We start from the raw sequence: 23,427 nt of genomic DNA, 5'->3' as shown, positions 1-23,427 counted from the left end.
CACATAGAAGAGGACGACACACTGCTCTATACTTGAATTGTGACAACGGATTGACGGTATTCGCCGCGCCGGGCCGCACGGAAGCAGAGCAGCTGCGCAAATGATTGATTTGGCGCAATTTTGGGGCTTGAAGCTCCACCCCGGCCCGAACCTGACACACATGCATTAAAGAGGTCTTTATCAATGAAAGTCAGTGAACTCATGTCCCAGTGGGAAAAAGGTGCCCGAGGCCAACTCACCAAGCACAGTTACGAGGTTCGCCTGCCGCTTGAGGACGCCGCGAAACTTGAAGCCCTGTGCGAGCTTTACCCGAAAAAGTCGGCCGACGCCTTTATCACTGACCTCCTTTCAGCCGCTCTGAACGAAATTGAGACCGGCATTCCCTACGAGCAGGGCTCCAAAGTCGTGACCCGGGATGAAATGGGGGACCCCATCTATGAAGATGTTGGCCTCACGCCCCGGTTTCTGTCACTGAGCCAGAAACACCTCCAACGGTTGAAGGACGAACAGGACGAAACCGGGAAATAGACCAGGATTCAGTGACTTAGTCTCCTCCGCCGCACGCCCTCCCCTCCGCCGCACGCCCTCCCCTCCGGGCGGCGGCGCCTACGCCCTCACATCTATTCCAATTGATTGCGCCGCCTTCGCCCCCTACAATAGGAGGGTGAGACTCTAAAAATAGAAAGTGAGAGAAACCATCAACCAGGATAATAACCATGGCGGCCACGACTGCTTCATCAACTTCATTAGAGCTGGACGATTTCGATCGGAAAATCCTGCGCGCTCTGCAGGCCAGCGCCGACTATTCAATGGCGGATCTGGGCAACCTGATCGGCCTTTCCCATACCCCCTGCTGGCGCCGTCTCAAACGGCTGGAAGCCGAGGGCATCATCCGGGGCAAAGTCACGCTTCTGGACGCCCGGAAGGTCAAACTCGATGTGGTGGTGCACAGCGGCGTGATCATGCAGGGGCACCAGAGTGAGGCTCTGGAAGCGTTCGAAGAGGCGATTCAGGGGATTCCGGAAGTACTTGAATGCTATGCCAGTACCGGCAACTGTGACTACCTGCTGAAAGTGGTGGTCAGCAGTATCGAGCACTACGAGCAGCTGTTGAACCAGACATTGCGCCAACTGCCCAACGTCGCTTCGATCAATTCAAACTTTGCGTTGAAGCAGGTGAAATACTCAACCGAGCTGCCGCTGTAACGCCAGGGTCATGCTGTGGTCGAGCCGAGCTCGCCGACCGGTCGCTCAGGCGTCCATCTCGGCGAACTGCTCGCCCTCGGCATAGATGATTTCGGAGACCAGTTCATCCTGCCCCTTGTTCGTGCAGTTGACGACGATATCGGCATACTGGTGGTACAGGGCCCGACGCTCCTGATAGAGATCCGGCAACTTCTGCCCCGGCGGGCAGGCAATGCCCCGGGTGGCGTAGTTGTGCACCCGCCGTTCGAGTTCTTCGAGAGGAACATCCAGGAACACGACCCGCCCGGAGCGCTTGAGATGGCGCATCCCCGCATCGCTGTAAACCACACTGCCGCCGGTGGCGATCACGTGATTCATGTAATTGGCGCTGAGAAGTACCTGCTCTTCCACTTCACGAAGATGCTGGTAGCCATGATCGTGGATAATATCCTGGAGCGACTTGCCCTCCGAGAGCTGAATCAGCAAGTCGGTGTCAACAAACTCTTTGACCAGCTCTTTGGCCAGCAACACGCCGATGGTGCTCTTGCCCGCGCCGGGCATTCCCACCAAAATCAGACTGTTTCCGATCGGTTCCACCACTACACCCCCTTTTATCGATTACCAGACCTTAACCATTTCGAGCGGGCTGATCAAGCAGTGCCAGAGCCAGCTAACGGTGCAGGTTCAGGCTCACCTTGGTCAGCCTGGAGTCGTTCATTTCCAGCACAACGAACTCGACCTGGCCCAGGCGAACGCGGTCACCCACCACCGGATGGCGGTACTGGCTGTAAATATAGCGGGCAATGCTCCAGCCCGCCTTGTCTTCGGGCACCTCAAAGCCATAAAGCATCGCCAGATCCGCCAGCTTGGCGCGTGGCGTAACCACGAATTCGCCGAAAAACGCCTGCACCGAGAGCCGATCCGGTTCGTCCATGCCCACCAGCAGCTTGTCCAGCGCGGGCAGCTCGCTGGCCGTGGCCAGCAGATAGACGTGATCGCCCGGCAGTAACTTGATGCCCTCTTTGAGCGACAACGGCTTTTCATTGCGCAGCACGCACAAGAGACTGGTTTTGGGCGGCAGCGGCAAGCGGTCGGAGGGGGTTTTCAGCGCCGGACTGCCATCGGCCAGCTTATAGCCGACAAATTCATACCCCACCTGACCGGGCACGCCCAGCTCCACCCGCTGCACCCGGGTCGAGCTGGTTGGCACGTCGAGTTCAAACCAGCGCGCCAGGGGCGCCACCGTCCAGCCCTGGAAGACCAGTGAGACCAGCACGATAAAGAAGGCGATATTGAAGAAAAACGGCCAGTTCTCAAAGCCCGCCAGCCAGGGAAACATGGCGAGCACAATGGGCACGGCACCGCGCAGCCCCACCCAACTGATAAAGAGCTTCTCGCGCCATGAGAACTGGAATGGCAGTAAACAGAGCCACACGGCAAACGGACGGGCCAGAAAGATCAGGCAGACCCCCACCAGCACCGCGCTCGGCGCGTACACCAGCAGCTGCTTGGGGGAGACCAGCAGGCCCAGCATCAGGAACAGGCTGATCTGCGCCAGCCAGGCAATACCGTCGTGAAACCGCTGAATATTGTAGAGGCCCCGGGACAGCTGGTTGCCCACCACCAGGCCTGCCAGATAAACTGCCAGAAAACCACTGGACTGAAGCACCGCCGCGGTGCCGAAAATGGAAATCCCCCCGAACAGGGCGAGCAGAGGGTAGAGGCCGGGGCTCAGGGCGAGCTTGCCCACCCCGTAGGCGAGAAGGCGGCCCCCCGCCAGACCGATGAGCGCGCCCGCGCCCATCTGCCACACAAACTGGCCCAACATCATCCAGTCGAACCCGCTCTGGCGACTGACCATGAACTCCACCAGCATGATGGTCAGAAAAATCGCCATGGGGTCGTTCAGGCCCGACTCGATCTCGAGCGTCGCCCCGACACGGGTTTTGAGGGCCAGCCCCTGCATGTTGAGCACGGAAAACACCGCTGCTGCGTCGGTGGAGCCGACAATCGCGCCAATCAGAAAACCTTCCACCCAGCCCACGCCGAGAATCCAGGCGGCAAAGGCACCGCAGATGCCAGCGGTCAGCACCACCCCGAGGGTGGAGAGCAGCAGCGCCGGGCGCAGCCCGACCCGGAAATTGTGCCGGTCCGTGCGCAAGCCGCCATCAAACAGAATCACAGCCAACGCCAGCGTGGCCATGAAATAGGCCGACTGCACATCGTCATACTGGACGCCGCCAAAGCCGTCTTCGCCCACCAGCATGCCGATAATGAGAAACACCAGCAGCAGGGGCATGCCCATGCGCGGGGAGAGCGTGCTGGCCAGAATGCTGACCACAAACAGCAGCCCGCCAAAAAGCATCAATTGGTTCAGAGTATCCATTGCGCCAATAGTACTACACTATCGCCCGATTGGGTCGCACGGACATTGCCCGAAAGGATCGCCCCGAGCGATGCCCTTGGGTCGTACCGAACTGTGCCACTGGGTCGTCCCGACTCGGCCGGACCGGTAACGCCGGCGGGCGTTTCCTGTTATTATCCCGGCCTAGCATTCTCCCATTCAGCCCAGAAAGTTGTCATACATGTTCAATAAAGACGCTCTGCAACAGTTGTCCGAGCTCAAGACCAATCTCCGCTCCGAAAAAGATCTGGCCTCCGGCGTGGTTCGCACCACCACTCGGCGTTTTGCGTTCGTGAACCTGGATGACGGCCGGGACGCCTTTTTACCCCCGGACGAAACCCTGAAGGTGCTGCCCGGCGACCGTGTGGAAGTGAGTCTGACCAGCAATAAAAAGGACCAGCTGGAAGCGCAGCTGGAGCGTCTGCTCGACAGTGAACTCAAACAGTTTGTGGGCCGCTACCGGATCAAGGGCAATGCCCATTTCGTCGAGCCCGATCTGCCGCAATTCAGCCGCTGGCTGTTCATCCCGCCCAACAGCCGGGGCAAGCACGAGGACGGCGACTATATCCAGTGCCGGGTCAGCCGGCACCCGTTCAAGCACCAGGGCAAGGCCCAGGCCAGCATCGAGCACACCCTGGGCAAACCGGGCGAGCCGGGCGTGGAGGCGCGCTACATCACCGCCAAATTCGAGCTGCCCACCGACTGGAGCTCCAAGGCTCAGGACCAGGCCCAGGCGATCAACCTGACGCCTATTACCGCACAACCGGAGCAGGAAGACCTGACCCACCTGCCCTTTGTCACCATTGATGCGGAAACCACCCGTGATATGGACGATGCCGTGTACCTGGAGTCGCGCGAGGAGGGCTGGGAGCTCTGGGTGGCCATTGCCGACCCCAGCCGTTACATCGAATCCGGGACGCCGCTGGATCAGGCGGCCCGGGAGCGCGCGAGCACCGTCTACCTGCTGGGCCAGAGCGTCACCATGCTGCCGTCGGAGCTGTCCCACGACACCTTCTCCCTGGTGCCCGAACAGCGCCGCCCCGTCGTGGTCTGTCGCATGCAGATTGCCAGCGACGGCACCATAGGCGACTACCGGTTCAGCGAGGCGCTAATCCGCTCACACCACAAGCTCAGCTACAACCTGGTGAGTGAAGTACTGGACCACGACGCCCGCCCGGAGGAGCTGCCCGAGCCCATCGCACCGATGCTCAAGCAGCTGTACCAGTGCGCCCGGGCCCGTGGCGAGCACCGCCAGCAGTACGCGCTGGTGATGGAAGATCGCCCGGATTACTACTTTGTCCTGAACGATCAGAAGAAAATCGATCGCATCGAAAAACGCGAGCGCACCTCGGCGCACCGGATTGTGGAAGAGGCCATGCTGGCCACCAACATCTGTGCGGGCGAGCTGTTCAGCCGCTACCCGGGGCACGGCATTTTCTCCAACCACATCGGCTTTCGCCCGGAACGCCTGGACGACGCTCTGAGCCTGATGAAGGAAGATTCCCCGGACTACGCCGTGGGCGACCCGCGCGCGCTGTCGGACTTCCAGCGACTGCTGAGTGACCTGCGCAACAACCCGGACCAGATTCCGGCCTTCTCCACCCTGCTGCCACTGCTGCAGCGGATGCTGCAGGCGGCCTCGCTCTCGGCCGAAGCGAGCGAGCATTTTGGCCTGGGCTTTGCGCACTACGCCACCGTGACCTCGCCCATCCGGCGCTACCACGACCTCTACAACCACCGGGCGATCAAGAACATCCTGCGCGAGGAAGCCCCCCAGAAGCCCTCGGCCGAACTGCTCGAGCAATTGCAGACCCAACTTCACCGGGGCCGGCAGGCCTGCCGGCAACTGGAACAGTGGCTCGCCTGCGACTTTGTCAGCGACAGGATCGGCAGCGTCCACACCGGCACCATCGGCATGGTCAACTCCATGGGCATTGGCGTGAAACTGGATGACTGGGGCATTGAAGGCTTTGTGCGGATGGATCAGGAAGGCAAACCCAGCTTCGATTCGCGCCGGCTGAAAATCACCGTCGAAGCGCACCAATACCGGCTCGACCAGAAAGTCCATGTGATCATCAAATCCGTCGACCACGCCCGCCAGCGCATCGCGTTGGAACTGGTGGACGAGGACACGGCCGAGCGGTTGAAAGTCTGGGAGCAGGCGCCCGAGTCGCCATAAAAAAGTCGCGGGCGCGACGACGACTTTACCCGTTTACTGACTTGCGAGAGGCTTACCGAATGTCCGCCTTGAAACCCGCCAAAGTCGGGGTCAGAACCCGAATTTTTCAGATTATTTTTGAATCTGACACCCCCCTTGCAAAAGGCTTCGATATCCTTCTGGCGATACTGATATTTTTCAGCGTCGCCATCGTCATGCTGGACAGCGTCCGGGAATATCACGAGCGTTTTGGTACGATTTTCTACTACACCGAATGGGTTATCACGCTTCTGTTTACACTGGAGCTGGCGTTACGGGTTTACTGCCTGGAAAAGCCCCGACTGTACCTGAAGAGCTTTTACGGCATTGTCGATGTGCTCGCGGTACTGCCGACCTGGCTGGTGCTGGTATTTCCGGGCGCTCAGACTCTCGTCGTTTTCCGCCTCCTCCGAACGCTGCGTCTGTTCAGGGTTCTCGAGATGATGGCCCTGGTCGGTCAGGGCCGCCTGCTGCTGGACGCCTTGGCTCGCAGTCGCGGGCAGATCCTGCTTTTCCTGTTTTCGGTATTGATGTTCGTAACGGTGTTTTCGTCGTTGCTGTATCTGATCGAGCCCCGTGAAGCCGGATTTACCAGCATCCCCAAGTCCATCTATTGGGGCATCGTCACCCTGACGACCGTCGGTTATGGTGATGTCACGCCAGTCACGCCACTGGGTCAGTTTATCTCCGTTATGATCATGCTCTCGGGCTATTCAATCATCGCCCTGCCCGCCGGCGTTTTTTCCGCCGAAGTCATACGCTCCTTGCGTCAGGAGCGCTACTCCGATGAAGCCTGCCCCGGCTGCGGCAAGCATCAGCATGAGCGCGACGCCCGGTACTGCAAATACTGTGGAACCTGGCTCAACGAAGAGGTCGCGGCCCCCGAGCCACCCGAATCACAATAAAAAAAGGCGCCCGCTAGGGGCGCCTGACGTTGGTGTGTAAAACACCCTCTGGCTTTACATCCGGAAGCTGACCCCCAGAACCATACGCGGCTCCTGCGAGGTGTAGGTCATCGGATGGGACTCATACCCCAGATAGCTGGTCTGCTCCTCACCGGTGATGTTGATCGCTTCTGCGGTAAACGAGAAGTTGTCGTTGAAATCCCAGGTCAGGTTGGCATCCCACTGCCCGTAGGCGTCATAAAATTCCGAAGCGCCGTTTTCCAGACCACCCACATCGAACACCGAGCGGTGCGGCGACAGATACTCGTCACGCCAAGTGTAAGCCAGGCGCGTGCTCAAGTATTCGTTCTCGTAAAAGCCCATGAGGTTGAAGGCATTTTCGGAGACACCAGGCAGGCCGAGATTGCTGTTCAGCTCGGAGTCCGTATCGGTTTTGCTGTCGGAATAGGTGTAGTTGGCGCTGAAACCCAGACCGTTATCAAACGACTGCTGGAAGGCCAGCTCGATACCCGAGACGCTGCCACCCGAGCCGTTTTGCGGGCGGTTCACGCCACCCCAGCTACCGCCGTCAGGACCATCATCGGCGCCGAATTCCAGCCGCGTTTCGCTGGCAATGAACGACTCCACCGCCTTGGTAAAGGCACCGGCGGACAACAGACCGAGGTCATCAAAATACCACTCAAAGGCCACATCCGCCTGGGTTGCCCGATAGGGGTCCAGTGACGGGTTGCCCGAACTACCGCCGGTAAACTGGAAGTAGTCACCAAAGCCCGGCTCGTTGGTCCGCGTGTAGTTGTATTGCTCACCACGGCCCAGATCCTGCAGATTGGGCCGGGCAATGACCTTGGCGGCGGAGAAGCGGATTTTGGTGGCGTCGGTGGTATCCAGTGTGAAGTTGAGGCTCGGCAACACATCCCAGTAATCTTCAGTCACGGTCCGGTTCTCCCAGACCAGCAGTACCCCCTGGCTGTTCCAGCCGTCGGTGGCCTGCGTCCAGCCTTCGGCCACCGCCTGAGGATTTCGGGTCGCCAGCTCGATATCCACCTCGGTGTTTACCACGCGCACACCCAGGTTCAGGTTATAGGGCACGCGGTCGCCGGAGAAGTCCGCCTCACCGTACAGCGCGGTACTGGTTTCAGTCACCACCCAGGAGTTCAGCGGCACTTCAAACCAGCGCCCCGGAGTGTTGGGCGCCACACCGTCAATCCAGCCCTCAACGTCATTCACAATCGGTGTCGCATCGTGCATCAGCACATTGGACTGGTAACCACCGGACGGGAAGAAGTTACTGAGCTCTACAGAACGGCCGGGATTATCGGTAAAACTCTCCCAGGGCAAATAACCCGGACCACCACTCCAGCGACCGGCATCACCAAGCATAACCTCCGGGCCATAAAGCGCCTCGGCCATATTGGTCCCGTCGGAGGTTTCCAGTTCGAACGCCTTGAGGCCGATGGCCGCATCAATAAAGTAGCCCCAGGGGCCGAAGGGGCGGTTGTCGTCTTGACCGTCGCCATCAATATCACAGGTCTCGCCCGCGGGAATACCGCCGTTGCCACAGAGATCGTAATAGACCGCCTCGCGAACGCCGTCGTTCAAGGGGCCGGGTTCGGTCTCCGGATCAAAATTGGTTTCGGTGACGACGTTCCCGTCTTCGTCATAGATGTTGGGCGTCATGGCGCCCTCGGTCCGGCTGAAGTCGGTCATCCAGCGCAACTCGGTGAATTCCACTTCCTCTTCGGCGAGGCGCACACCAAACTTCAGCGTTTTCAGATGTCCGAGTTCAATATCGTACTCGGTATCCAGCCGGGCGCTGTAAGATTCCTGCTCCACATCCGAACCCAACGCCCAGTGGGACTTGTAGGTATGATATTCCGGGTTGGTCAGGATACTCGGATCGGTGTAGGCCAGAGAAGGTTTAGACCCCGAGCGATACTCGTACCGGGTGTCGCTGGAGCGCGGGTTGGGTACCACATCCCCCCAGCCATTGGGCGACTCATCCGTGCCGACATAACCGCGAAAGGTATAGGGTGTGAAGCGGCTATCCACCATGCCAGCGCGGCGCTCATGGGAAGAGTCGGCATAGGTCAGACCAGAACTCCACCGGAAATTGCCACCGTTGTCGAACTCGGCCCGAAGCGCCAGGTTGTCGGCCGCACCGTCCATCACCTCACCGGCGGTGTTGGTCTCGCCGCCCGGCACATCAATGGTACCGAAATTCAGAATACCCACATCATTGGCACTGTTGATGCCATAGTCAAAATCTTCGTTGATGCCGGTGGCATCGTCAGTCGCCATGGGATGCTTGACGGTATAAGAGCGGGTTTCGATATCCAGCGTGGAATGGAACCAGTCAAACCCGAACTCCAGGGCGTCGGTGGCCCGCCAGCTCAGATTGACCGAAGCGCCCAGACGCTCGCGCTCCTGCTCCGTGTCCATCACGTAGAACATCCCGGGAGCCAGGTAGGACTGCCCGTCAGAGCAGCTCAGTGAATCGCTGTCGAACTCACCACCCTCGGTACACAACACGCTGGTATTTTCTCGGGAGAAGTTCTGGATCATGTCGTTATGGACGGTTTTCTGGTTCATCGTCAGGGAGACAATTGCGCCGAAATCGCCCCAGTTGTTCCCCGCAACGATAAAGGCCGAGGGTTTGGTCTCCTCCGCATCCAGTCCCTGGTCCGCCTTGATATTCGCCGCCAGCAGCGGTTCGGAAAGATCCAGCGCACTGCGCGTCTTCAGGTTGACGACGCCCCCCATGCCCCCTTCGACCATGGAAGCGACGGGTGTTTTATACACTTCAACACCGCCCAGCAATTCGGAGGGAATCCCCTCCAGAGAGCCATCGTAATTCTGACGCCACTCACCGAGCTGGTAATACTCCATACCGGAGACGAAGTTCTCACCATTGAGCAGGGTGATGTTCTGGTCCAGGCCACGAATGCGAACCTTGGTGCCTTCGCCACCGCGCCGGTCGATCTGCACACCGGGGAGCCGCTGCAGGGACTCGGCGATGTTCTGATCCGGCATTTTACCGATGTCATTGGCGGTAATCGCTTCAACCATCTGGGTCGAATCGCGCTTGATATCGATCGAGCGCTGCAACGAGCTCTTGATGCCGCGAACCACCACCTCTTCCATCGCGGGCTGGTCGGCCCCCTGCGCAAACGACGGGCCACTCAACCCACCGAGCGCGCAGGAGGCCACCGCCGCTGCGATCAGCCGTTTCTGGAAACGTGTTTTGTTGTATCTCATGGAACTCTCCTTAATTTCATAGGGCTTTCAATTTATTGGGTACTTATAGGGTCAAACACTATGCTGTCGGACCGGTAAAACGGCGCCAGAAAACGGCCTAAAAACACCTGAAATGCGTATCGATTGTCATAAAACCCGAAAGTACTTGGCGATTTATGAGTATTTAAGTGCCACAAAACGGTATTTTTTAGTCCATAATTGCTACTAACGGATAATAATGAGCATATTTTTATCTTATCCAGCCAGTCCTTTGCGTTTCCTGTAACCGGTTACAGGTCACCGCGAAGATTACCTCCATTCTTTTTCGATTTCAAACACTTTTCTTTTGACTACCAACAGAGGGGTAAAAGAGAGGATTTTGACGAACGGATCGGTGAATTTTTCGGACGACTACAGCATCCGACGAACGATGCCGTCTTTGCGAAGCATATGGCGCACAGCCGCCGCAATATGACCCAGAGCGACCACACCCAGAGTGATGGCAAACACCCCGTGCAGTTCGAACAGGCGTGCGGCCAGGACAGCGTCTCGTTCATCAAGACTACACGTTGAGAGCATCAATAAAGACCTGGCTACCACCCTGTTGCTTCGCACTATACATGGCGGCATCGGCCCGAGTGAGTAGGGTTTCCGCACCACAATGTCCACGATGCAGAGCCACCCCTATGCTGGTCTTGAGCATCAAGCCTCCGGCCACCGGCAGGGGCGTCGAATTGGCATTGAGAACCTTTTCAGCGATTCGTAGAGCATCGGCGCTCGCGTTTTTCAATTGCTCGGCGATGATGACGAATTCATCCCCTGACAGCCGAGCGACAGTGTCGCTGGTGCGCACAGCGTCCTTCAGCCGCCGTGAAAACAGCCGCAAGACCTCGTCTCCGACCAGATGCCCATGGGTATCGTTGACACCCTTGAAACCATCCAGATCCAGAAAAAGCAGCGCCACTGCCTCACCAGAACGTTCGGCTCGAGCGATGGCGCCTGAGAGAATCTCCATCAGAGCGCCGCGATTGGGGAGGCCGGTCAACAGGTCATGGGTGGCCTGATACTTGAGATTACGCTCTAGTTCTTTTCGTGCGGTAATATCATGAAATACGACCACCGCGCCACGCTGCTGGGCATCACTGCGACCATAAGTAGAACCGTTGGCTGACAAAACACGCTCCGGCTTGCCTTCAGGGCGCACCAGGAACTCCTCGTTTTCCACCGTTTCCCCGTTGAGAGCCCGGTACAGAGGCAGCTCTTCCGGGGATAGCAGGCGTTGGCCGGTGGCATCATACACCTGGTAGACCTCTGCCCATTTTTCGGCGCCCTCGCGAACCGGCTCTCCAATGTAGTCGCGGGCGGTCCGGTTGAACACCGTCAATCGGCCGGATTCATCGCAGGCGGCGACACCAGCATCGACATTGCTCAATACCGCATTCAGCAGCTGGTGCTCATACTCGGTTTGCATTAACAGGCGCTCTCGTTCGGTCACGTCGGCGATTACGGCGGTAAACCCGACCTGCGCGCCGCTTTCACTCATCAGAGGCGCGACCGACAGATTGAGATGCCGATTAGTGCCGTCATCTACCGTGATATCGAACCGTTCATCACGAACTGTATCGCCCTGCCCTACGCGCTGGGAGAGCTCATGCAATTTGTGGGACAAAGCAGGGCTGATATCAACCAGCGCCCGACCGACCACATCATCCGCAGAGCGGCCAAAAAAACGCTCGGCACTGGGGTTCCAAACATCGACCCGCTGCTCCATATTGCAGGTGATAATAGCCAGTGGGGATGCCTGAATGACTGAAGTCAGCCTCTGGCTGCTGTGGTGCAACTGGGCACTGACCGTGCGTAACTCCTGACGGCCCAGCTCATCCTCGACTACTTCTGCCAAGTCCTGGAGCACTTGCACTTCATCTTGGGACATATGGCGCGGTTTGCGATCAATGACGCAGAGCGTCCCCAGGACGTGCCCTCCCGGCCCACATAACGGAACGCCCATATAAAAGCGAATGCCCGGCTCCCCGGTCACCAGAGGATTGTCGGCAAACCGTGCATCCAGCGTGGCGTCCGGGATGGTAAGCACAGAGCGCCGGTCAAGCGCATGGGCACAGAAAGAAATGGTTCGGGGGGTCTCACAGACCTCGTAACCGAAATGGGACTTGAACCACTGGCGGTTCTCATCAACCAGGCTGATCAAGGCGATCGGGACATCCAGCAAGTGCGCGGCAATGCGAGTGAGGCGATCGAAACGGTGCTCAGGAGCGGAATCAAGTATACCCAGAGCCTTGAGCGTCGCAAGGCGTTGAGCTTCGTCAGCCGGTATCTCAGCGTCGGGCATACATAGGTCCAATTGTGGCGTTGAGAATGGAGATTAGCAGTATATCAGAACCGCCTTGTTCACAAACTGGGCTCCATAGTCACCTCCGCAAGAAACATCTGATACCGCACCTCGGCACCAACCGATAGCGCCACAACGCCCCCGCTCGGTAGCCAATTCGGTCTGCAAACCCGTTTTAATCATCCCTACATCAACCCATCTACTGCACATCATCGACCAATTCTCGATGCACACACACGGCCGTGCTTCTCGGGCGAACGGACAGGCCCCGGCCCTCTAGGTGCGCACGCGTAAACGCCGCCCCGAACAGGAGGATCATTGAGGAATAATTCACCCAAAGCAGAAGCAGCGCCAGAGAACCGGCCGCGCCATAGGCCGACGCCGTGGCCGTATAAGCCAGGTAGATGGCGATCAGGGAGCGCCCGGCCGTGAACAGCACAGCAGTGATGAAGGCGCCGAGCAGGACGTCCCGCCAGGACAGCACCACATCCGGCAGAATCTTGAACATGGCCGCGAACAGCACCGTAACCACGAGCAGCGACAGAAACAGCTCCATGCTCACCATCGCCCAACCGGGAACCGGCAGCCACTCCTCCGCGAACGCCATGACGGTACGCAAGGTCACCGACAACAGCAGCGAGACCAACAGAATGAATCCAATGGCCAGGATAACGGTCAGCGACAACAGCCGGCTCTTGATAAAGATCCACAGGCTGCTTCTGGAAGGCCGTGGGGCGACGCTCCAGATATCATTCAGAGACCGCTGCATCTGGGCAAACACCGTGGTGGCACCGATGATGGTAGCGACAACGCCGACCAGCGCCGGCCAGATGCCACTCTGGTCAATTTGCGAATTGATCACAGCCGTCTGGACCACGCCGGCCGCTTCCGGCCCTACCGTCCCCTCAAGCTGCTCGAAAAGCTGACCCTGAACCGCCCTCTCCCCGATCACCAGGCCAACGAGCATGACAACCACCACCAGAACCGGCGCAATGGAAAAAACGGTGAAAAACGCCAGTGCTGCGGCATAAATGAAGGCCTGACTCTCCACCCAGTAGCGGCCCGCGGACCCGAGAATGCTGAGCCAGTGCTGCACTGGAGCGGGGAGCTTATCGTAAAATTTCAAATCCATGGGACGACAACACCTCAGCATGGCAGTCAGTAAGGGCGAATTTCTATCAAACCCTGTCTGATACTCTCACATCACTCATCGGCCGCCAACTGCTCTGTATCTCCCAGAGGTTCACCGCGTTTGAAGCTCTTCACCCGGGTCACCGAAAGTGGAGTATAAATCCTGGGGTTATCCAACAGGGAGGCGATCAAAGGATGGTCCGCCCCACAGGCCGGATCGAGCCAGGTGCGCAGGATATCGGCTTCCATCGGAAGGGACATCGGGATCGATTTGTCATGGTACCGAGAGAACCGCGGGTGGGGTGGCCGGGTAATGACCGCCATGGAGCGGACAATCTCCTCCCCAGGCGTGTGCCAGTCCTGGTAGAGCGCGCCCACAGCCAGCCCACGGTCAGTGCGCATCAGGTAGTGATCCCGTCCTTTTGATTCACCGACCTCGGTCCCGAAGATCAGGCCACGGCGCGATTTCACGGCCGGCTTCCACAAGCGGCCATCGAGGTTTCTGGCATTGAAGCTGGTGATGTCGGGGTTGGGAACCCACGTCTGCCCTTCCCTCTTCATGGCATACCACCAGATCGCCTTTGAGAGCGCAGGGGCGCCACCTTCGGCGGTAATGAGGGCCGGGTGAACCCGCCGCTGATACGACTGGAAGAACGGAAGTGGCATCTGGATACCGAGCTCTTCCATGAGGTCGATCACCCCAGGGGCCTCGTAGAGGTTGCCGATGTATCCGCACATACTCTGTCACCTCCCAAAAGATCCGGAGCATGGAGCTGCCAATACCCTACGCTTTCCCCGCCCGATAGCTGATCGATTGGATGATGTCCCTACTGAACCAACGACAAACGCTTGTCGGTAAACACGCAGATCACGCCCGCATCGTTGTACATGACCTCATAGTTAAAATCACAATAGGCCGCCGCCACACTCATCGGAAGCTGTTTATTCCCCCAGCTGCCAGGCTTGTACCAGGACATTTCGCCCGCTGTGCACTGCTTAGCCTCTTCATCATTGGTATAGATGCACATTGTCGATTGGTCGACCGAAACCTTCTGCCCACACCCTACCAAGGTGAGTGCCGCCAGTGTGGCAAATACTGCTTTTTTCATCGCTTTTCCCAGATTTGGTTTTTAAAACGACAGCGGACAAAGCTCCCACCACCGGCAATGCACCCACAATGTCGCTCCAACGTCAGGAACCATACAGCGGATAGAGCACTCCGGAGCGGTGAGACGTCCGCTGCCACGTTGAACCGCCCTTGGCGTCCAAATCATTATTGTATCGGTATTCAAAGTGAAGAGATATACTTTCGCCGTACTTTGAGCGCACGTATGACCAACTATACAATGCTCTTATACCTTGACTTTGTACTTTAGGTCTTTCGCTTTGTCACCTGTCATTCCTCGAAAACCCCACTGGTGCGGTGACTGCTCCTTGACTCCATAGATCACTATCATATTGGCTCCTTAACATGCATGACTCGACTCCTAAGTATCGGGAATCAGCCTTTTCCCAAGGCATACAACATCATCAAGGGCGTAGCCCAGGTGACTATAAAACTTAAGCACCTGCTCATTTGAACTACGAACCACGATATTCAGCTTGGGGCACCCCATTGCCTTGAGGGCACCTTCCACTCTATCCATCATCAACTTACCGTAGCCACGGCGCTGGTAATCGGGTGACACGGCCAGATAGAAAACCGATCCCCGATGTCCATCATACCCAGCCATAGCGGACGCCACCACTTTGCCATCAACTTCACCTATAAAGAACAGCTCCGGCTGGATAGCCAGCTTTCTGGAAATATCCCTATAAGGGTCGTTCCAGGGCCGAGTCAAGCCACACACCTGCCAAAGCTCTATAACGGCCCTTCTATCAGCTTCTTCAAATGGTCTTATTTCCATATTCAGTACCTGCGAACAAAGAGCACGGCTGTAAAAAACAACTCAATAATACCGCCAGCGAGGCCACCTACATATACCGGTGCGTCAAGCACAACCAAAATGAACGCTGTGGCTACCAACGAAGCACCAAACGTCCAAAAAACACGATTCCCGTACATAGTGTTAAAAGTCAAATAGCGTCCCCCAATAACCAAAAGCATTGCGGGAAAGAACCATTCGAGCTTATAGAATGCCGCGCCTAAAGCAACAGGTATCGAAAGTAGCATCCAAAGGGTTCCTTCGATTGCCAGTGGGGCCAGCGGATTCCCCTTTGAGTGCTTACCGCTACGCCCAAGTGCCTTGCAAAGCAACACCGAAATGGGAAATATTAGAGTCCCACCAAATATTAATGTCGCGACCCCCGCATTAGGGCTGTGAAGCAGCGAAACCATACCGGCTAAAAGCCAAATCGAGCCCGAAGAAATAATCCCCGGAATGCCGAAATAATAGGCATTGTTCATATCCCTCTGACACTCTTCTATTGAGGCCATTGCTCTTTTCCCTCTTGAATTTTTACACCGTAGACACGCACTGTTACCACAATACTGCCCGAGTTTGTGATTACTTAATCAGAAAAGGCATCGACTGGTGCGTCTTAAAAGGCATTTTTACGGCCAAGCTCTGACCATTTCTGAAAAGCGCCAACGGCAAACAGACTACCAATAACCACACAGATAGCTGAGCTTACCAACCAAAATGTCAGGCTATTTTCCGGAAACTTGGGCACCAGGACCACAAATGAAAAGCCCCGGAACAAAAAGATGCTTGCGATGGCCACTAGAGCCAATCTCGTCAGAGGTAAACGCTTTATCGCACCTGCTCCTGACAGGGCATAAAGTGACCAAATGGATAGGATTACGACAATGCCAGAAGTGACGATGGTAGGGTACCAAAGCCCTTGCTCGGCCATCTGCGCCATCGGCTCACCAGCACCAAAGAAACGATACCAATCCCCGCCGAACACGATACAGCCAACATGAGAAAGAGCGGCTAATGCGCAAAAAAGTGCTGCAGCAAGTAGAAACTTATTATTTTCATCAGAGTTCATCCTTACTCCTTGAATGTCTAAAATAATATATTGCACGCCAGTTACAAACACAAAGTGTGCACGATTTTAGCGCAACTGCCAACACACTGACCAAATTGGTGGTTGTCCAGAAAGGCGGCTCCAGAGCCTACGTCCGCCGCCCTCCCGTCGAAATTCTATAGATGGCAAGAACGCGGTTGAATTTAGACGGATATTTACTCCCCCACCTCCATCACCCAATGATCATTCAACTCAGGCCCGCCACCACGATTTTCGCTGCCCGCGACTATATGCAATTCCCCATCAAACAGCGCCGCCTGGGTCCCGTGGCGCCCGACCGGTAGGGGCGGCAGGCTGTGCCATTCCTCAGTTTCCGGGTTGTACGCCTCCACTTCGCTGTGGGCCTCCACTTGGCTGGTACTCTCGCCACCGAGGACGACCAACAATCCATTAAAGGCCACCGTGGCCGTTCCGGCGCGCTGGGTGGGCAAAGGCGCTGCCAGGGTGTGCCAGCGTTGGTTCTCAATGTCATACACATCCACGGGCCCAACTGTGAGCGACATGCTTTCGCCCGTGTCATGGGATGAGGTGCGTCCTCCAGCCGCGTATAGGTGCCCATCAATCACCGCCGCATGAAAATGATCTCGCGAATGCGGGGCATCGGGCAGCTCTGTCCAGCGTCCGGTTTCTGGATCAAACACATCCACCCAGGGGACATAGCCGCTCATATGGCCGCGCGTGTTCCCACCCACTATGTAAATCAGCCCTTCGTGTAACACAACACCACTGCCGCCGCGCCGACGATCGGCGGGAATTTCAGGCCCCTCCGACCAGGCGTCACTGGCGGGGTCGTAAATCAGAATATTGGCCAGTGGAGGCTCTTCTGGAAAACCGCCAGTCATGGCGCCCAGCACGTAGAGTTTCTCGTCGTAGGCGATGGCTTGCATATGGTGAATTTCAAACGGCGGTTCGGCGCCCTGACTCCAGCGGCCAGTGGCCGGATCAAAAATATCCAGGGGCCGCTCACCTCGCCCGCCGATTAAATACAATCGTTCACCCACTGCCACAAAACCGTTTTCGTGACGCGCACTGGGGGGCGTACTTGCCTTGTGCTGCTGCCATTGCACTGGAGCGATGTCGGTGCCCTCTGGACTAGCGGGTTGACCGCTGCAGGCCGAAAGCACACAGAGAACAGCACCCAGTGCGGCCGATGAAACAAGCTTTGTGACTGTGCGCTGGGTTTTGACTGATGGATTGAACAATGGCATAGATTACGACTCCTGATGTAATTCTTTGAACACAAATTTGTGGTGACCGGGCCCTTCCAGCCCGCCGCTTAGCTAGTCACCAAAAAACGTGCGGGCTTCGCGAAGGATTTCTTCCTCATCGGGATTGTTCAGCACCACGGCTCGAGACCGCGCGGTGGCAACCTCACCGGGTTCCAGGTCGCGCCCGAACAGCGAGTAATATAGCGCATAATGGCGCTGAGTGGAGTGAGGGCTGTACACAATGAAGGTCTCTTCCCGGTCGGTCATGAACAGGACCGTGACCCCGGTTTCCGGGTCGCGCCGCAGCGACATGGGCCGCCAGACCCACTGGGGCTGCAGAGTCCACTCTATGGGGTGAGGCTCCAGCTCCCAGCGACCGTCCTCCAGTAAGGCAACGGCGGCATCATCCCGCGCGAAGGCCTGTCGGTATCCGTCCTCTTCCGGGGCGAAGACCCAATCCGGACCATCGCCGTCAGACGCCTCTACAGGAATACGGACATCGGTAAAGGTGTCGGGGAAATAGGAGGCAAGAAACAGCTCAAAACCGGACAGCGCCTCTTCCGCTCGTACTTCGGTATCAACGTCCAGCCTGTTCGGAGCAACCCATCGGTAAGTCGCTTGCATACGGAATGGACGGGTCTCCTCCGCAGGCCATACCACGGTCACACTGCCATCCTCATGGGCCTCCACATTGCTGGGAAGGTGGCGCATACCCCGCCCGTAGCGGACACCATCAGAGAACACCCGATAGTGGTTGAGCCAGCCATACACCCGGCTGATCTTCTGGCCGGTTTCCGAGTAAATTACCTCGCCAGGGCCGACTGATTCACCGTCGGCTCGGAGCTTTCCGGAGACGGTCCCGGTGTTGAAGGTGTATTCGCTGGATCCGGAGGGGGTGAACCGCAGGGAACTGCCTTGCGGGGGTTCTGATGCCAGCGACAAGCAGGAGGCGATGGAGAGCACCACTGACAGGACCAAGCGAAGTATTATACTCATAGTATAAACACCTTATGTGTAGAGTTTTTATCCTTGGCTCTTTGGCTCTCCGACATCCACCTTCAAGCCTGCTAAGCCGACTGCCCGTATACAGAAAGAATCACAAAACCAGCGACGCTCCCAAGATTACCCATTGATCAAACTTCAGAGTTCGATCACTGATTGGAAGGGGCTGTAGCAACGCGGAAACTCCGAGCACTCCCAGGGGATTGATAATATTGCTGCCCAGGGTATTCCCAATGGCAACATCGGCCTGCGGCGGAGCGCTCAGTCCAATAAGACGAGTGAGCGCGCGAAGCCAACAATCAGGAAGAAGGGCCAGAATCACTCTTCTTAACGCTTTTCTTATCGTGGCTTGCATTCATCAGATAGACAGACGCTGCTAACGCTAAAACCGACAAGGCCAGGTATATTGCATCCAATGGAGTCGCAAACTGGATATCTACGACTGCTCTGAAAAACTCGATAATTACTGCAAGAATCACTACTCTTACGATCTTATCCTTCAACTCATCAAATGTTTGAATATTGAAAGGATGAGAGGCACCACTCTCTTCCGATTCTTCAATCGGCGAAATAAACAGCCTATATGCTCCTGCACCAAACATAAGCAAGACGACCGATACCAAATAGATATCCACGGCTAGGATTATATCGGTGACAATAAATTCATGAATATCCTGATCGCTTCGCCCAAGGTAATAATCAAACGCCATAATCGCCACCTTCAAGATATCCATGGTCCCAACTATGAACAGTACCAAGGAACCCAACAAGCTTGAAACAACCGCGATTAAAATCAGAAATCTTGAATTCCACAGTATTTTTTCAAAAACAACTTCCAACCTATTCATCGGCAAAAACCTTTCTTGAGGCATCGGTGTGGAAAGTGTGCCAGAGTTCACCTGGCGGGGAAATAGCCTGTTTGCGCTCGGGAGGTTGGGTAACTTGGATCGCTAACGCCCGCAGCACGCGCGGCTTTGTAATGGGGGCGAAGCCGCAATGGAAAAGCCGTCGCGGTGCCTGTGATTGTTAGAGCGACTATACAAAACTAAATTCTTTAGGGTACGAATGAATACCATCGTAATCCCCCTTACTTAAATCGACACCATTTGCTCTCGCTATAGCATAAACCATGCTTATATGGAATAGCATATTTGGAACAATATAGTGGTAAATAAAAGCGGGCTGTGACAGATCCACTTCAGAAAAACCTGCTTTATCCTTTAGGCGCTTCGTATCATCTAGCTGCTTCACTTCTGGTAATTCATTTAGATACTTTATTGTCTCCGAAAGTTGCGCCTGAACAGCCTCCTTGCCCAATTCGTCTCTGAAAAACGAAACAACACTCTGCTTTAACAACGGGCAATAACCTCGTAAAGCAAAATTGGCCGCAATTTTGGCATTCATCTCCAAAGTGAACATGCCCTTAGACAGGGTCAAAGAGAACTTTTCTGGCGGGATCTTGGCGACTATGACCTCCAATTGGGAAAGGTAGTGCTGGAAAAGATTTTTGATACTTCCGTCCATTGACATCTCCAAGCCCTAACAGATATATATTGAGCCAGAACGCTTTGCTTTCGGCGAGCTGCCCTTTATTTGGCGTAACCGATTGAAAATACTGAATATTTTTAGAGCCCTCGGCAACCACTATACAAATATAGTGTGCCGGCTCACTTGGCCATAGCCGCTGGCACGTGATCTAGCTAGCCCAAAACCTAACTTATTGATTTTCAAATACTTCTCAAGGCACCAGTGTGGAAAGCGTGCTGGACCGGAAAATGAAGTGTGCCAGAGTTCACCTGGCGGGGAAATAGTCTGTTTCCATCATGAAATTGGAGGGGGATGCTTTTCTGGTATGGGAGCTAGGCGAGCTAGCTAGTTGGAAGCCAACTTAGGGGCGGGATTCACTCGGACCATCCATGGCCCTCGCCCTCCGGGCAGCCTTCGGCTGTGCCAATCGGCTATCCTGCCGATTGGTGAACCGCGTCAGCGATTCTCACCCAACCAGGCTCCACCAAGTACCCACAAAAAAGCCCCGAGCTTTCGCCCAGGGCTTTTTGTGGGTACTTGGTGGAGCCTAGCGGGATCGAACCGCTGACCTCAACACTGCCAGTGTTGCGCTCTCCCAGCTGAGCTAAGGCCCCAGATTGTGCTGCTTCCTTGGAAGCGGGGCGCATTGTAGCACTCCGAAAAGGGCTGTCAACACTAAATCGGCCAAAAATCCTAATTCTTTGATTTTTGGGCACTTATTGTTCAATATCAGCTTCCCCCGAATGGCGAGGGGAGTGCCCGTCAGGTACCCGGATCTCGGCCACCAACGGCAGGTGATCCGAGGCTGTGCGCGCCAGCTGGGAATCGATAGTGGTCATAGTGACCGCCTCCAGGCCACCACTGATGAAAATGTGGTCGAGGCGGATTTGGGGAAAGCGGCTGAAAAAAGTCCCTCGTGGCCTAAGCCCCGGAATCTGGGTTTGCACATCCTTGAAGTGGGTAGCCAGCTGACGGTAAACCGCTGACGACGGCATCGCGTTGAAATCACCACACAGAATCACTGGCCCCTGGCACTCGGCGTGGTTCAGCCACTCACTCCCCAGCAGGGCGTCAACCTGAACCCCGCGCTCACGCACGCTCAGCCCCAGATGGGTATTGATGATCTGAACCTCACACCCCCTGAATTCTACCGCCACCCACAGGGCTCCACGGGGCTCTCGTTGGATGTTGCCTTCCTGGCCGGGCAAGGGTCCCGCCCTTTTCAGACGTAGGGGCAATCGCGTCAGGATGGCGTCTCCGTACAACTCCTCTTCCAGGTGAATGGCCGGGTGAAAATGGAAGTCCATATCCAGATGGCGGGCAATCAGATGGGCCTGGTCCTTGCCAAAGCTGCGCGCCTTGCCCACATCCAGCTCCTGCAGCGCCACGATGTCCGGTTGAGCCTGGGCAATCACGCGGGCGATACGCCGGGTATCAACCTTGCCATCCATGCCGATACAGCTGTGGACGTTGTAGGTCATGACCCGCAAACCCTCCGCCTTCGGGGTATCCCACTGAAAAGTACCGACAGCCGCCTGAGGCCCCGCCCGCCCCAGGATACGCAACGCCGCCGCGCGCAGGTCCAGAGGGCGCAGGAAATTGTGGGGAGAGGCTGGCAGGGGTACGTCTCTGGGCAAGAGCGCAAAGCCGCCAGTTTCCTCCGGCGCCACACCGCCGTGCGCACCATTCTCGTGGGCAAACGTCAGCGACGGCGCACCATCACACCAACCCAGCAACACCAGGTCGCCCGCATCTTGGTGCCGACACAGTCGCACCAGGTCTTCACCCATCACCGCCACAAATGGATGCCCGGCACCAAGCAGCCGCGCACTGTCGTCAGGGAGCGACAACTCCCCCTGGGCGGTGCAGGCACTGACGCTCCCGGAGGCCGTCACGGTCAACACGGCGGGAACCTTGTGGGTATGCACCAGCTCATGGCTTAGCGCCATTCGCTCCCGGTCGCTCAGCGGCACGGGCGAATACGCATGCCCCACCGGGCCCGAGGCCGAGACCACCCAATGTTGCGCCGGAACCTCATCGCCGTTAATGCCCAACACAGAAAACCAATATTGGACACGTCGCCCCCCCAACATCCGCGCGCGATAACCCTGCTTACTGCCAACCGTCGACTTGAACTCGGCGCCTGCGTTCAGTGCCAGCACTTCGGCGGCCTGGGCCACAGCGTCTTTGAGGCTGTAGCCCTGCATCTCGTGATAGAGCGTAACGTCCGACTGGCCGTGATCGGAATACACCCATAGATCATAGTGGCGCCCCGGCGCATGATGGGCCGCATGCCACAACCGGGATATGGCATCGTCGATGCCTTTCAGAGTCCAGTGGGCAAACAGAGAGCCCGGACCACGTCGGTGAGACTGTTCGTCATACCCGAGAAAGTTGATATGAATCACCGGCAGACCACGGACGATATCAATCTTGCCACCAATCACACACAGCTCGCGCAGGATAATGGTAATGCCCACCCGCGCCGGTATGAATTTCAGCTCGGTGAGGATCTCCTGGCCCCGGATGACGCCGCGAACCACATCCACTATTGCCAGGCCCAGCTCGGTAAAGAACAGCACGACCATCCGCAAAAAACTGTAAAAGTTGACGCACAAAAACGTTACCAGAACCAGCGGATTGGCACTGCGCAAGGCCGGGCCCCACCCCACAGACGTCGCGCAGAAATGCGCCTCACTGGCGCCGCCGGTGTAGTTATCGGAGTAGGCGCTGCCCTCTTTCAACAACGGTTCGAACGCCCCACCCGCACAGCGCTCCTGAACCTTCGTTGCGGCGTCGGCGTCAAACATGCTGGCCCGTTTACCGGTGTCGCGATCGCGAAACGAAAATGCGGGTACCGCACCCTTAACGCCGTAAAACAGCTCGGCCTGAACCGCTGGCGTCGAAGACGGCAACCCGGAGTAGTGCCGGTGCACCCGGTAATGCTCGCGCCGCAGCAAACGCTGGAGGAAAGGTAATTCCCCTTTCGCCAGCGCCCTTTCAAACTGTCGCTGCGCGAGACCATCCACTTGCACCAGAATCAGGCCGGGCCGACTGGGCGAGCCCTCGGACACGGGCAACTTCAACAGTCTCGATAACCAGAGACTGCGGCTGAGGTTGCGACGCAACCGACGAAAGAAGACCTCCACCCGGCCGATCATGGTGCGACACCCGCCAGATGTTCATCGGTTCTGCGTTCTCTTTTACTCTCCTTTCGCAAGCATAAAGACATTCTCATCGGTTCCCGTCTCATCG

21 protein-coding genes and 1 tRNA gene are annotated in these 23,427 nt (G+C 56.8%); 4 read left to right on the top strand and 18 right to left on the bottom strand.

Going from position 1 to position 23,427, the window contains the following annotated elements:
• Nucleotides 1-183 precede the first annotated feature (183 nt).
• Together AAE484_RS10535 and AAE484_RS10530 are read left to right on the top strand one after the other, a co-directional pair.
• Nucleotides 184-528 carry a type 1 pili tip component gene (locus AAE484_RS10535; protein ID WP_341938348.1) on the top strand — a complete coding sequence of 115 codons (345 nt, stop codon included), beginning with the start codon at nt 184-186 and terminating at the stop codon, nt 526-528.
• 188 nt (nt 529-716) lie between these two features.
• Nucleotides 717-1,205, top strand: coding sequence for an Lrp/AsnC family transcriptional regulator (locus tag AAE484_RS10530; RefSeq protein ID WP_341938347.1), 489 nt, complete (start codon nt 717-719; stop codon nt 1,203-1,205).
• A 45-nt stretch (nt 1,206-1,250) separates the two neighbouring features.
• On the opposite strand, the gene AAE484_RS10525 is transcribed toward AAE484_RS10530, so the two are convergent.
• On the bottom strand, nt 1,251-1,745 hold the full coding sequence (locus AAE484_RS10525; protein WP_445928851.1) for a shikimate kinase: 495 nt from the start codon (nt 1,743-1,745) through the stop codon (nt 1,251-1,253).
• 109 nt (nt 1,746-1,854) lie between these two features.
• A complete protein-coding gene (locus AAE484_RS10520) occupies nt 1,855-3,570 on the bottom strand; it encodes a potassium/proton antiporter (protein WP_341938345.1) in 1,716 nt (571 codons plus the stop codon).
• Nucleotides 3,571-3,769: 199 nt separating this feature from the next.
• Here AAE484_RS10520 and AAE484_RS10515 point away from each other — a divergent pair, with 199 nt between their 5' ends.
• Together AAE484_RS10515 and AAE484_RS10510 are read left to right on the top strand one after the other, a co-directional pair.
• Nucleotides 3,770-5,767, top strand: a complete 1,998-nt coding sequence (locus AAE484_RS10515) for a VacB/RNase II family 3'-5' exoribonuclease (RefSeq protein ID WP_341938344.1) — start codon at nt 3,770-3,772, stop codon at nt 5,765-5,767.
• 59 nt (nt 5,768-5,826) lie between these two features.
• The gene (locus AAE484_RS10510) at nt 5,827-6,690 is read left to right on the top strand and encodes an ion transporter (RefSeq protein ID WP_341938343.1); all 864 of its coding nucleotides are present in this window, start codon (nt 5,827-5,829) and stop codon (nt 6,688-6,690) included.
• Between the two features lie 54 nt (nt 6,691-6,744).
• Here the strand turns inward: AAE484_RS10510 and AAE484_RS10505 are convergent, their stop codons facing one another.
• The 16 genes from AAE484_RS10505 to AAE484_RS10430 form a co-directional block, all read right to left on the bottom strand.
• Nucleotides 6,745-9,945 (bottom strand): TonB-dependent receptor domain-containing protein, encoded by a 3,201-nt coding sequence (locus AAE484_RS10505; RefSeq protein WP_341938342.1) that lies wholly within the window; start codon nt 9,943-9,945, stop codon nt 6,745-6,747.
• A 390-nt stretch (nt 9,946-10,335) separates the two neighbouring features.
• Nucleotides 10,336-10,503, bottom strand: coding sequence for a hypothetical protein (locus AAE484_RS10500; protein ID WP_341938341.1), 168 nt, complete (start codon nt 10,501-10,503; stop codon nt 10,336-10,338).
• On the bottom strand, nt 10,487-12,271 hold the full coding sequence (locus AAE484_RS10495; RefSeq protein WP_341938340.1) for a bifunctional diguanylate cyclase/phosphodiesterase: 1,785 nt from the start codon (nt 12,269-12,271) through the stop codon (nt 10,487-10,489). Before AAE484_RS10495 ends, AAE484_RS10500 begins: the two co-directional genes overlap by 17 nt.
• A 199-nt stretch (nt 12,272-12,470) precedes the next feature.
• Complete coding sequence (locus AAE484_RS10490) at nt 12,471-13,403, bottom strand: YihY/virulence factor BrkB family protein (protein ID WP_341938339.1); 933 nt, start codon at nt 13,401-13,403, stop codon at nt 12,471-12,473.
• 71 nt (nt 13,404-13,474) lie between these two features.
• On the bottom strand, nt 13,475-14,140 hold the full coding sequence (locus AAE484_RS10485; protein ID WP_341938338.1) for an SOS response-associated peptidase family protein: 666 nt from the start codon (nt 14,138-14,140) through the stop codon (nt 13,475-13,477).
• 89 nt (nt 14,141-14,229) lie between these two features.
• Nucleotides 14,230-14,511 (bottom strand): hypothetical protein, encoded by a 282-nt coding sequence (locus tag AAE484_RS10480; RefSeq protein ID WP_341938337.1) that lies wholly within the window; start codon nt 14,509-14,511, stop codon nt 14,230-14,232.
• 378 nt (nt 14,512-14,889) lie between these two features.
• Nucleotides 14,890-15,309, bottom strand: a complete 420-nt coding sequence (locus AAE484_RS10475; RefSeq protein WP_341938336.1) for a GNAT family acetyltransferase — start codon at nt 15,307-15,309, stop codon at nt 14,890-14,892.
• Nucleotides 15,310-15,311: 2 nt separating this feature from the next.
• A complete protein-coding gene (locus AAE484_RS10470; RefSeq protein WP_445928849.1) occupies nt 15,312-15,839 on the bottom strand; it encodes a DUF7010 family protein in 528 nt (175 codons plus the stop codon).
• 104 nt (nt 15,840-15,943) lie between these two features.
• Entirely contained in the window at nt 15,944-16,396 is a 453-nt protein-coding gene (locus AAE484_RS10465; RefSeq protein WP_341938334.1) for a hypothetical protein, read from the bottom strand.
• Between the two features lie 194 nt (nt 16,397-16,590).
• Nucleotides 16,591-17,643 carry a Kelch repeat-containing protein gene (locus AAE484_RS10460; RefSeq protein ID WP_341938333.1) on the bottom strand — a complete coding sequence of 351 codons (1,053 nt, stop codon included), beginning with the start codon at nt 17,641-17,643 and terminating at the stop codon, nt 16,591-16,593.
• A gap of 72 nt (nt 17,644-17,715) precedes the next feature.
• Complete coding sequence (locus tag AAE484_RS10455) at nt 17,716-18,639, bottom strand: hypothetical protein (RefSeq protein WP_341938332.1); 924 nt, start codon at nt 18,637-18,639, stop codon at nt 17,716-17,718.
• 100 nt (nt 18,640-18,739) lie between these two features.
• Entirely contained in the window at nt 18,740-19,000 is a 261-nt protein-coding gene (locus AAE484_RS10450; RefSeq protein ID WP_341938331.1) for a hypothetical protein, read from the bottom strand.
• Entirely contained in the window at nt 18,945-19,493 is a 549-nt protein-coding gene (locus AAE484_RS10445) for a YqhA family protein (protein ID WP_341938330.1), read from the bottom strand. The genes AAE484_RS10450 and AAE484_RS10445 overlap by 56 nt, the downstream gene beginning before the upstream one ends.
• A gap of 187 nt (nt 19,494-19,680) precedes the next feature.
• Nucleotides 19,681-20,169: a DUF1993 family protein gene (locus AAE484_RS10440; protein WP_341938329.1), complete on the bottom strand. Its 489-nt coding sequence runs from the start codon at nt 20,167-20,169 to the stop codon at nt 19,681-19,683.
• Nucleotides 20,170-20,710: 541 nt separating this feature from the next.
• Nucleotides 20,711-20,786 (bottom strand) — tRNA-Ala (locus AAE484_RS10435).
• A gap of 102 nt (nt 20,787-20,888) precedes the next feature.
• Nucleotides 20,889-23,333: an endonuclease/exonuclease/phosphatase family protein gene (locus AAE484_RS10430; protein ID WP_341938328.1), complete on the bottom strand. Its 2,445-nt coding sequence runs from the start codon at nt 23,331-23,333 to the stop codon at nt 20,889-20,891.
• Nucleotides 23,334-23,427 lie beyond the last annotated feature (94 nt).

Source organism: Marinimicrobium sp. C2-29 (assembly GCF_038419845.1).
In the GTDB taxonomy this organism is placed as follows: domain Bacteria; phylum Pseudomonadota; class Gammaproteobacteria; order Pseudomonadales; family Cellvibrionaceae; genus Marinimicrobium.
Note: the sequence above shows the minus strand (reverse complement) of the source record. Positions and strands in the feature narration are given on the sequence as shown.

Coding starts and splice junctions, on each gene's coding strand:
- AAE484_RS10535 (WP_341938348.1), top strand. CDS start 184: ATGAAAGTCAGTGAACTCATGTCCCAGTGGGAAAAAGGTGCCCGAGGC.
- AAE484_RS10530 (WP_341938347.1), top strand. CDS start 717: ATGGCGGCCACGACTGCTTCATCAACTTCATTAGAGCTGGACGATTTC.
- AAE484_RS10525 (WP_445928851.1), bottom strand. CDS start 1,745: ATGCCCGGCGCGGGCAAGAGCACCATCGGCGTGTTGCTGGCCAAAGAG.
- AAE484_RS10520 (WP_341938345.1), bottom strand. CDS start 3,570: ATGGATACTCTGAACCAATTGATGCTTTTTGGCGGGCTGCTGTTTGTG.
- AAE484_RS10515 (WP_341938344.1), top strand. CDS start 3,770: ATGTTCAATAAAGACGCTCTGCAACAGTTGTCCGAGCTCAAGACCAAT.
- AAE484_RS10510 (WP_341938343.1), top strand. CDS start 5,827: ATGTCCGCCTTGAAACCCGCCAAAGTCGGGGTCAGAACCCGAATTTTT.
- AAE484_RS10505 (WP_341938342.1), bottom strand. CDS start 9,945: ATGAGATACAACAAAACACGTTTCCAGAAACGGCTGATCGCAGCGGCG.
- AAE484_RS10500 (WP_341938341.1), bottom strand. CDS start 10,503: ATGCTCTCAACGTGTAGTCTTGATGAACGAGACGCTGTCCTGGCCGCA.
- AAE484_RS10495 (WP_341938340.1), bottom strand. CDS start 12,271: ATGCCCGACGCTGAGATACCGGCTGACGAAGCTCAACGCCTTGCGACG.
- AAE484_RS10490 (WP_341938339.1), bottom strand. CDS start 13,403: ATGGATTTGAAATTTTACGATAAGCTCCCCGCTCCAGTGCAGCACTGG.
- AAE484_RS10485 (WP_341938338.1), bottom strand. CDS start 14,140: ATGTGCGGATACATCGGCAACCTCTACGAGGCCCCTGGGGTGATCGAC.
- AAE484_RS10480 (WP_341938337.1), bottom strand. CDS start 14,511: ATGAAAAAAGCAGTATTTGCCACACTGGCGGCACTCACCTTGGTAGGG.
- AAE484_RS10475 (WP_341938336.1), bottom strand. CDS start 15,309: ATGGAAATAAGACCATTTGAAGAAGCTGATAGAAGGGCCGTTATAGAG.
- AAE484_RS10470 (WP_445928849.1), bottom strand. CDS start 15,839: ATGGCCTCAATAGAAGAGTGTCAGAGGGATATGAACAATGCCTATTAT.
- AAE484_RS10465 (WP_341938334.1), bottom strand. CDS start 16,396: ATGAACTCTGATGAAAATAATAAGTTTCTACTTGCTGCAGCACTTTTT.
- AAE484_RS10460 (WP_341938333.1), bottom strand. CDS start 17,643: ATGCCATTGTTCAATCCATCAGTCAAAACCCAGCGCACAGTCACAAAG.
- AAE484_RS10455 (WP_341938332.1), bottom strand. CDS start 18,639: ATGAGTATAATACTTCGCTTGGTCCTGTCAGTGGTGCTCTCCATCGCC.
- AAE484_RS10450 (WP_341938331.1), bottom strand. CDS start 19,000: ATGCAAGCCACGATAAGAAAAGCGTTAAGAAGAGTGATTCTGGCCCTT.
- AAE484_RS10445 (WP_341938330.1), bottom strand. CDS start 19,493: ATGAATAGGTTGGAAGTTGTTTTTGAAAAAATACTGTGGAATTCAAGA.
- AAE484_RS10440 (WP_341938329.1), bottom strand. CDS start 20,169: ATGGACGGAAGTATCAAAAATCTTTTCCAGCACTACCTTTCCCAATTG.
- AAE484_RS10430 (WP_341938328.1), bottom strand. CDS start 23,333: ATGATCGGCCGGGTGGAGGTCTTCTTTCGTCGGTTGCGTCGCAACCTC.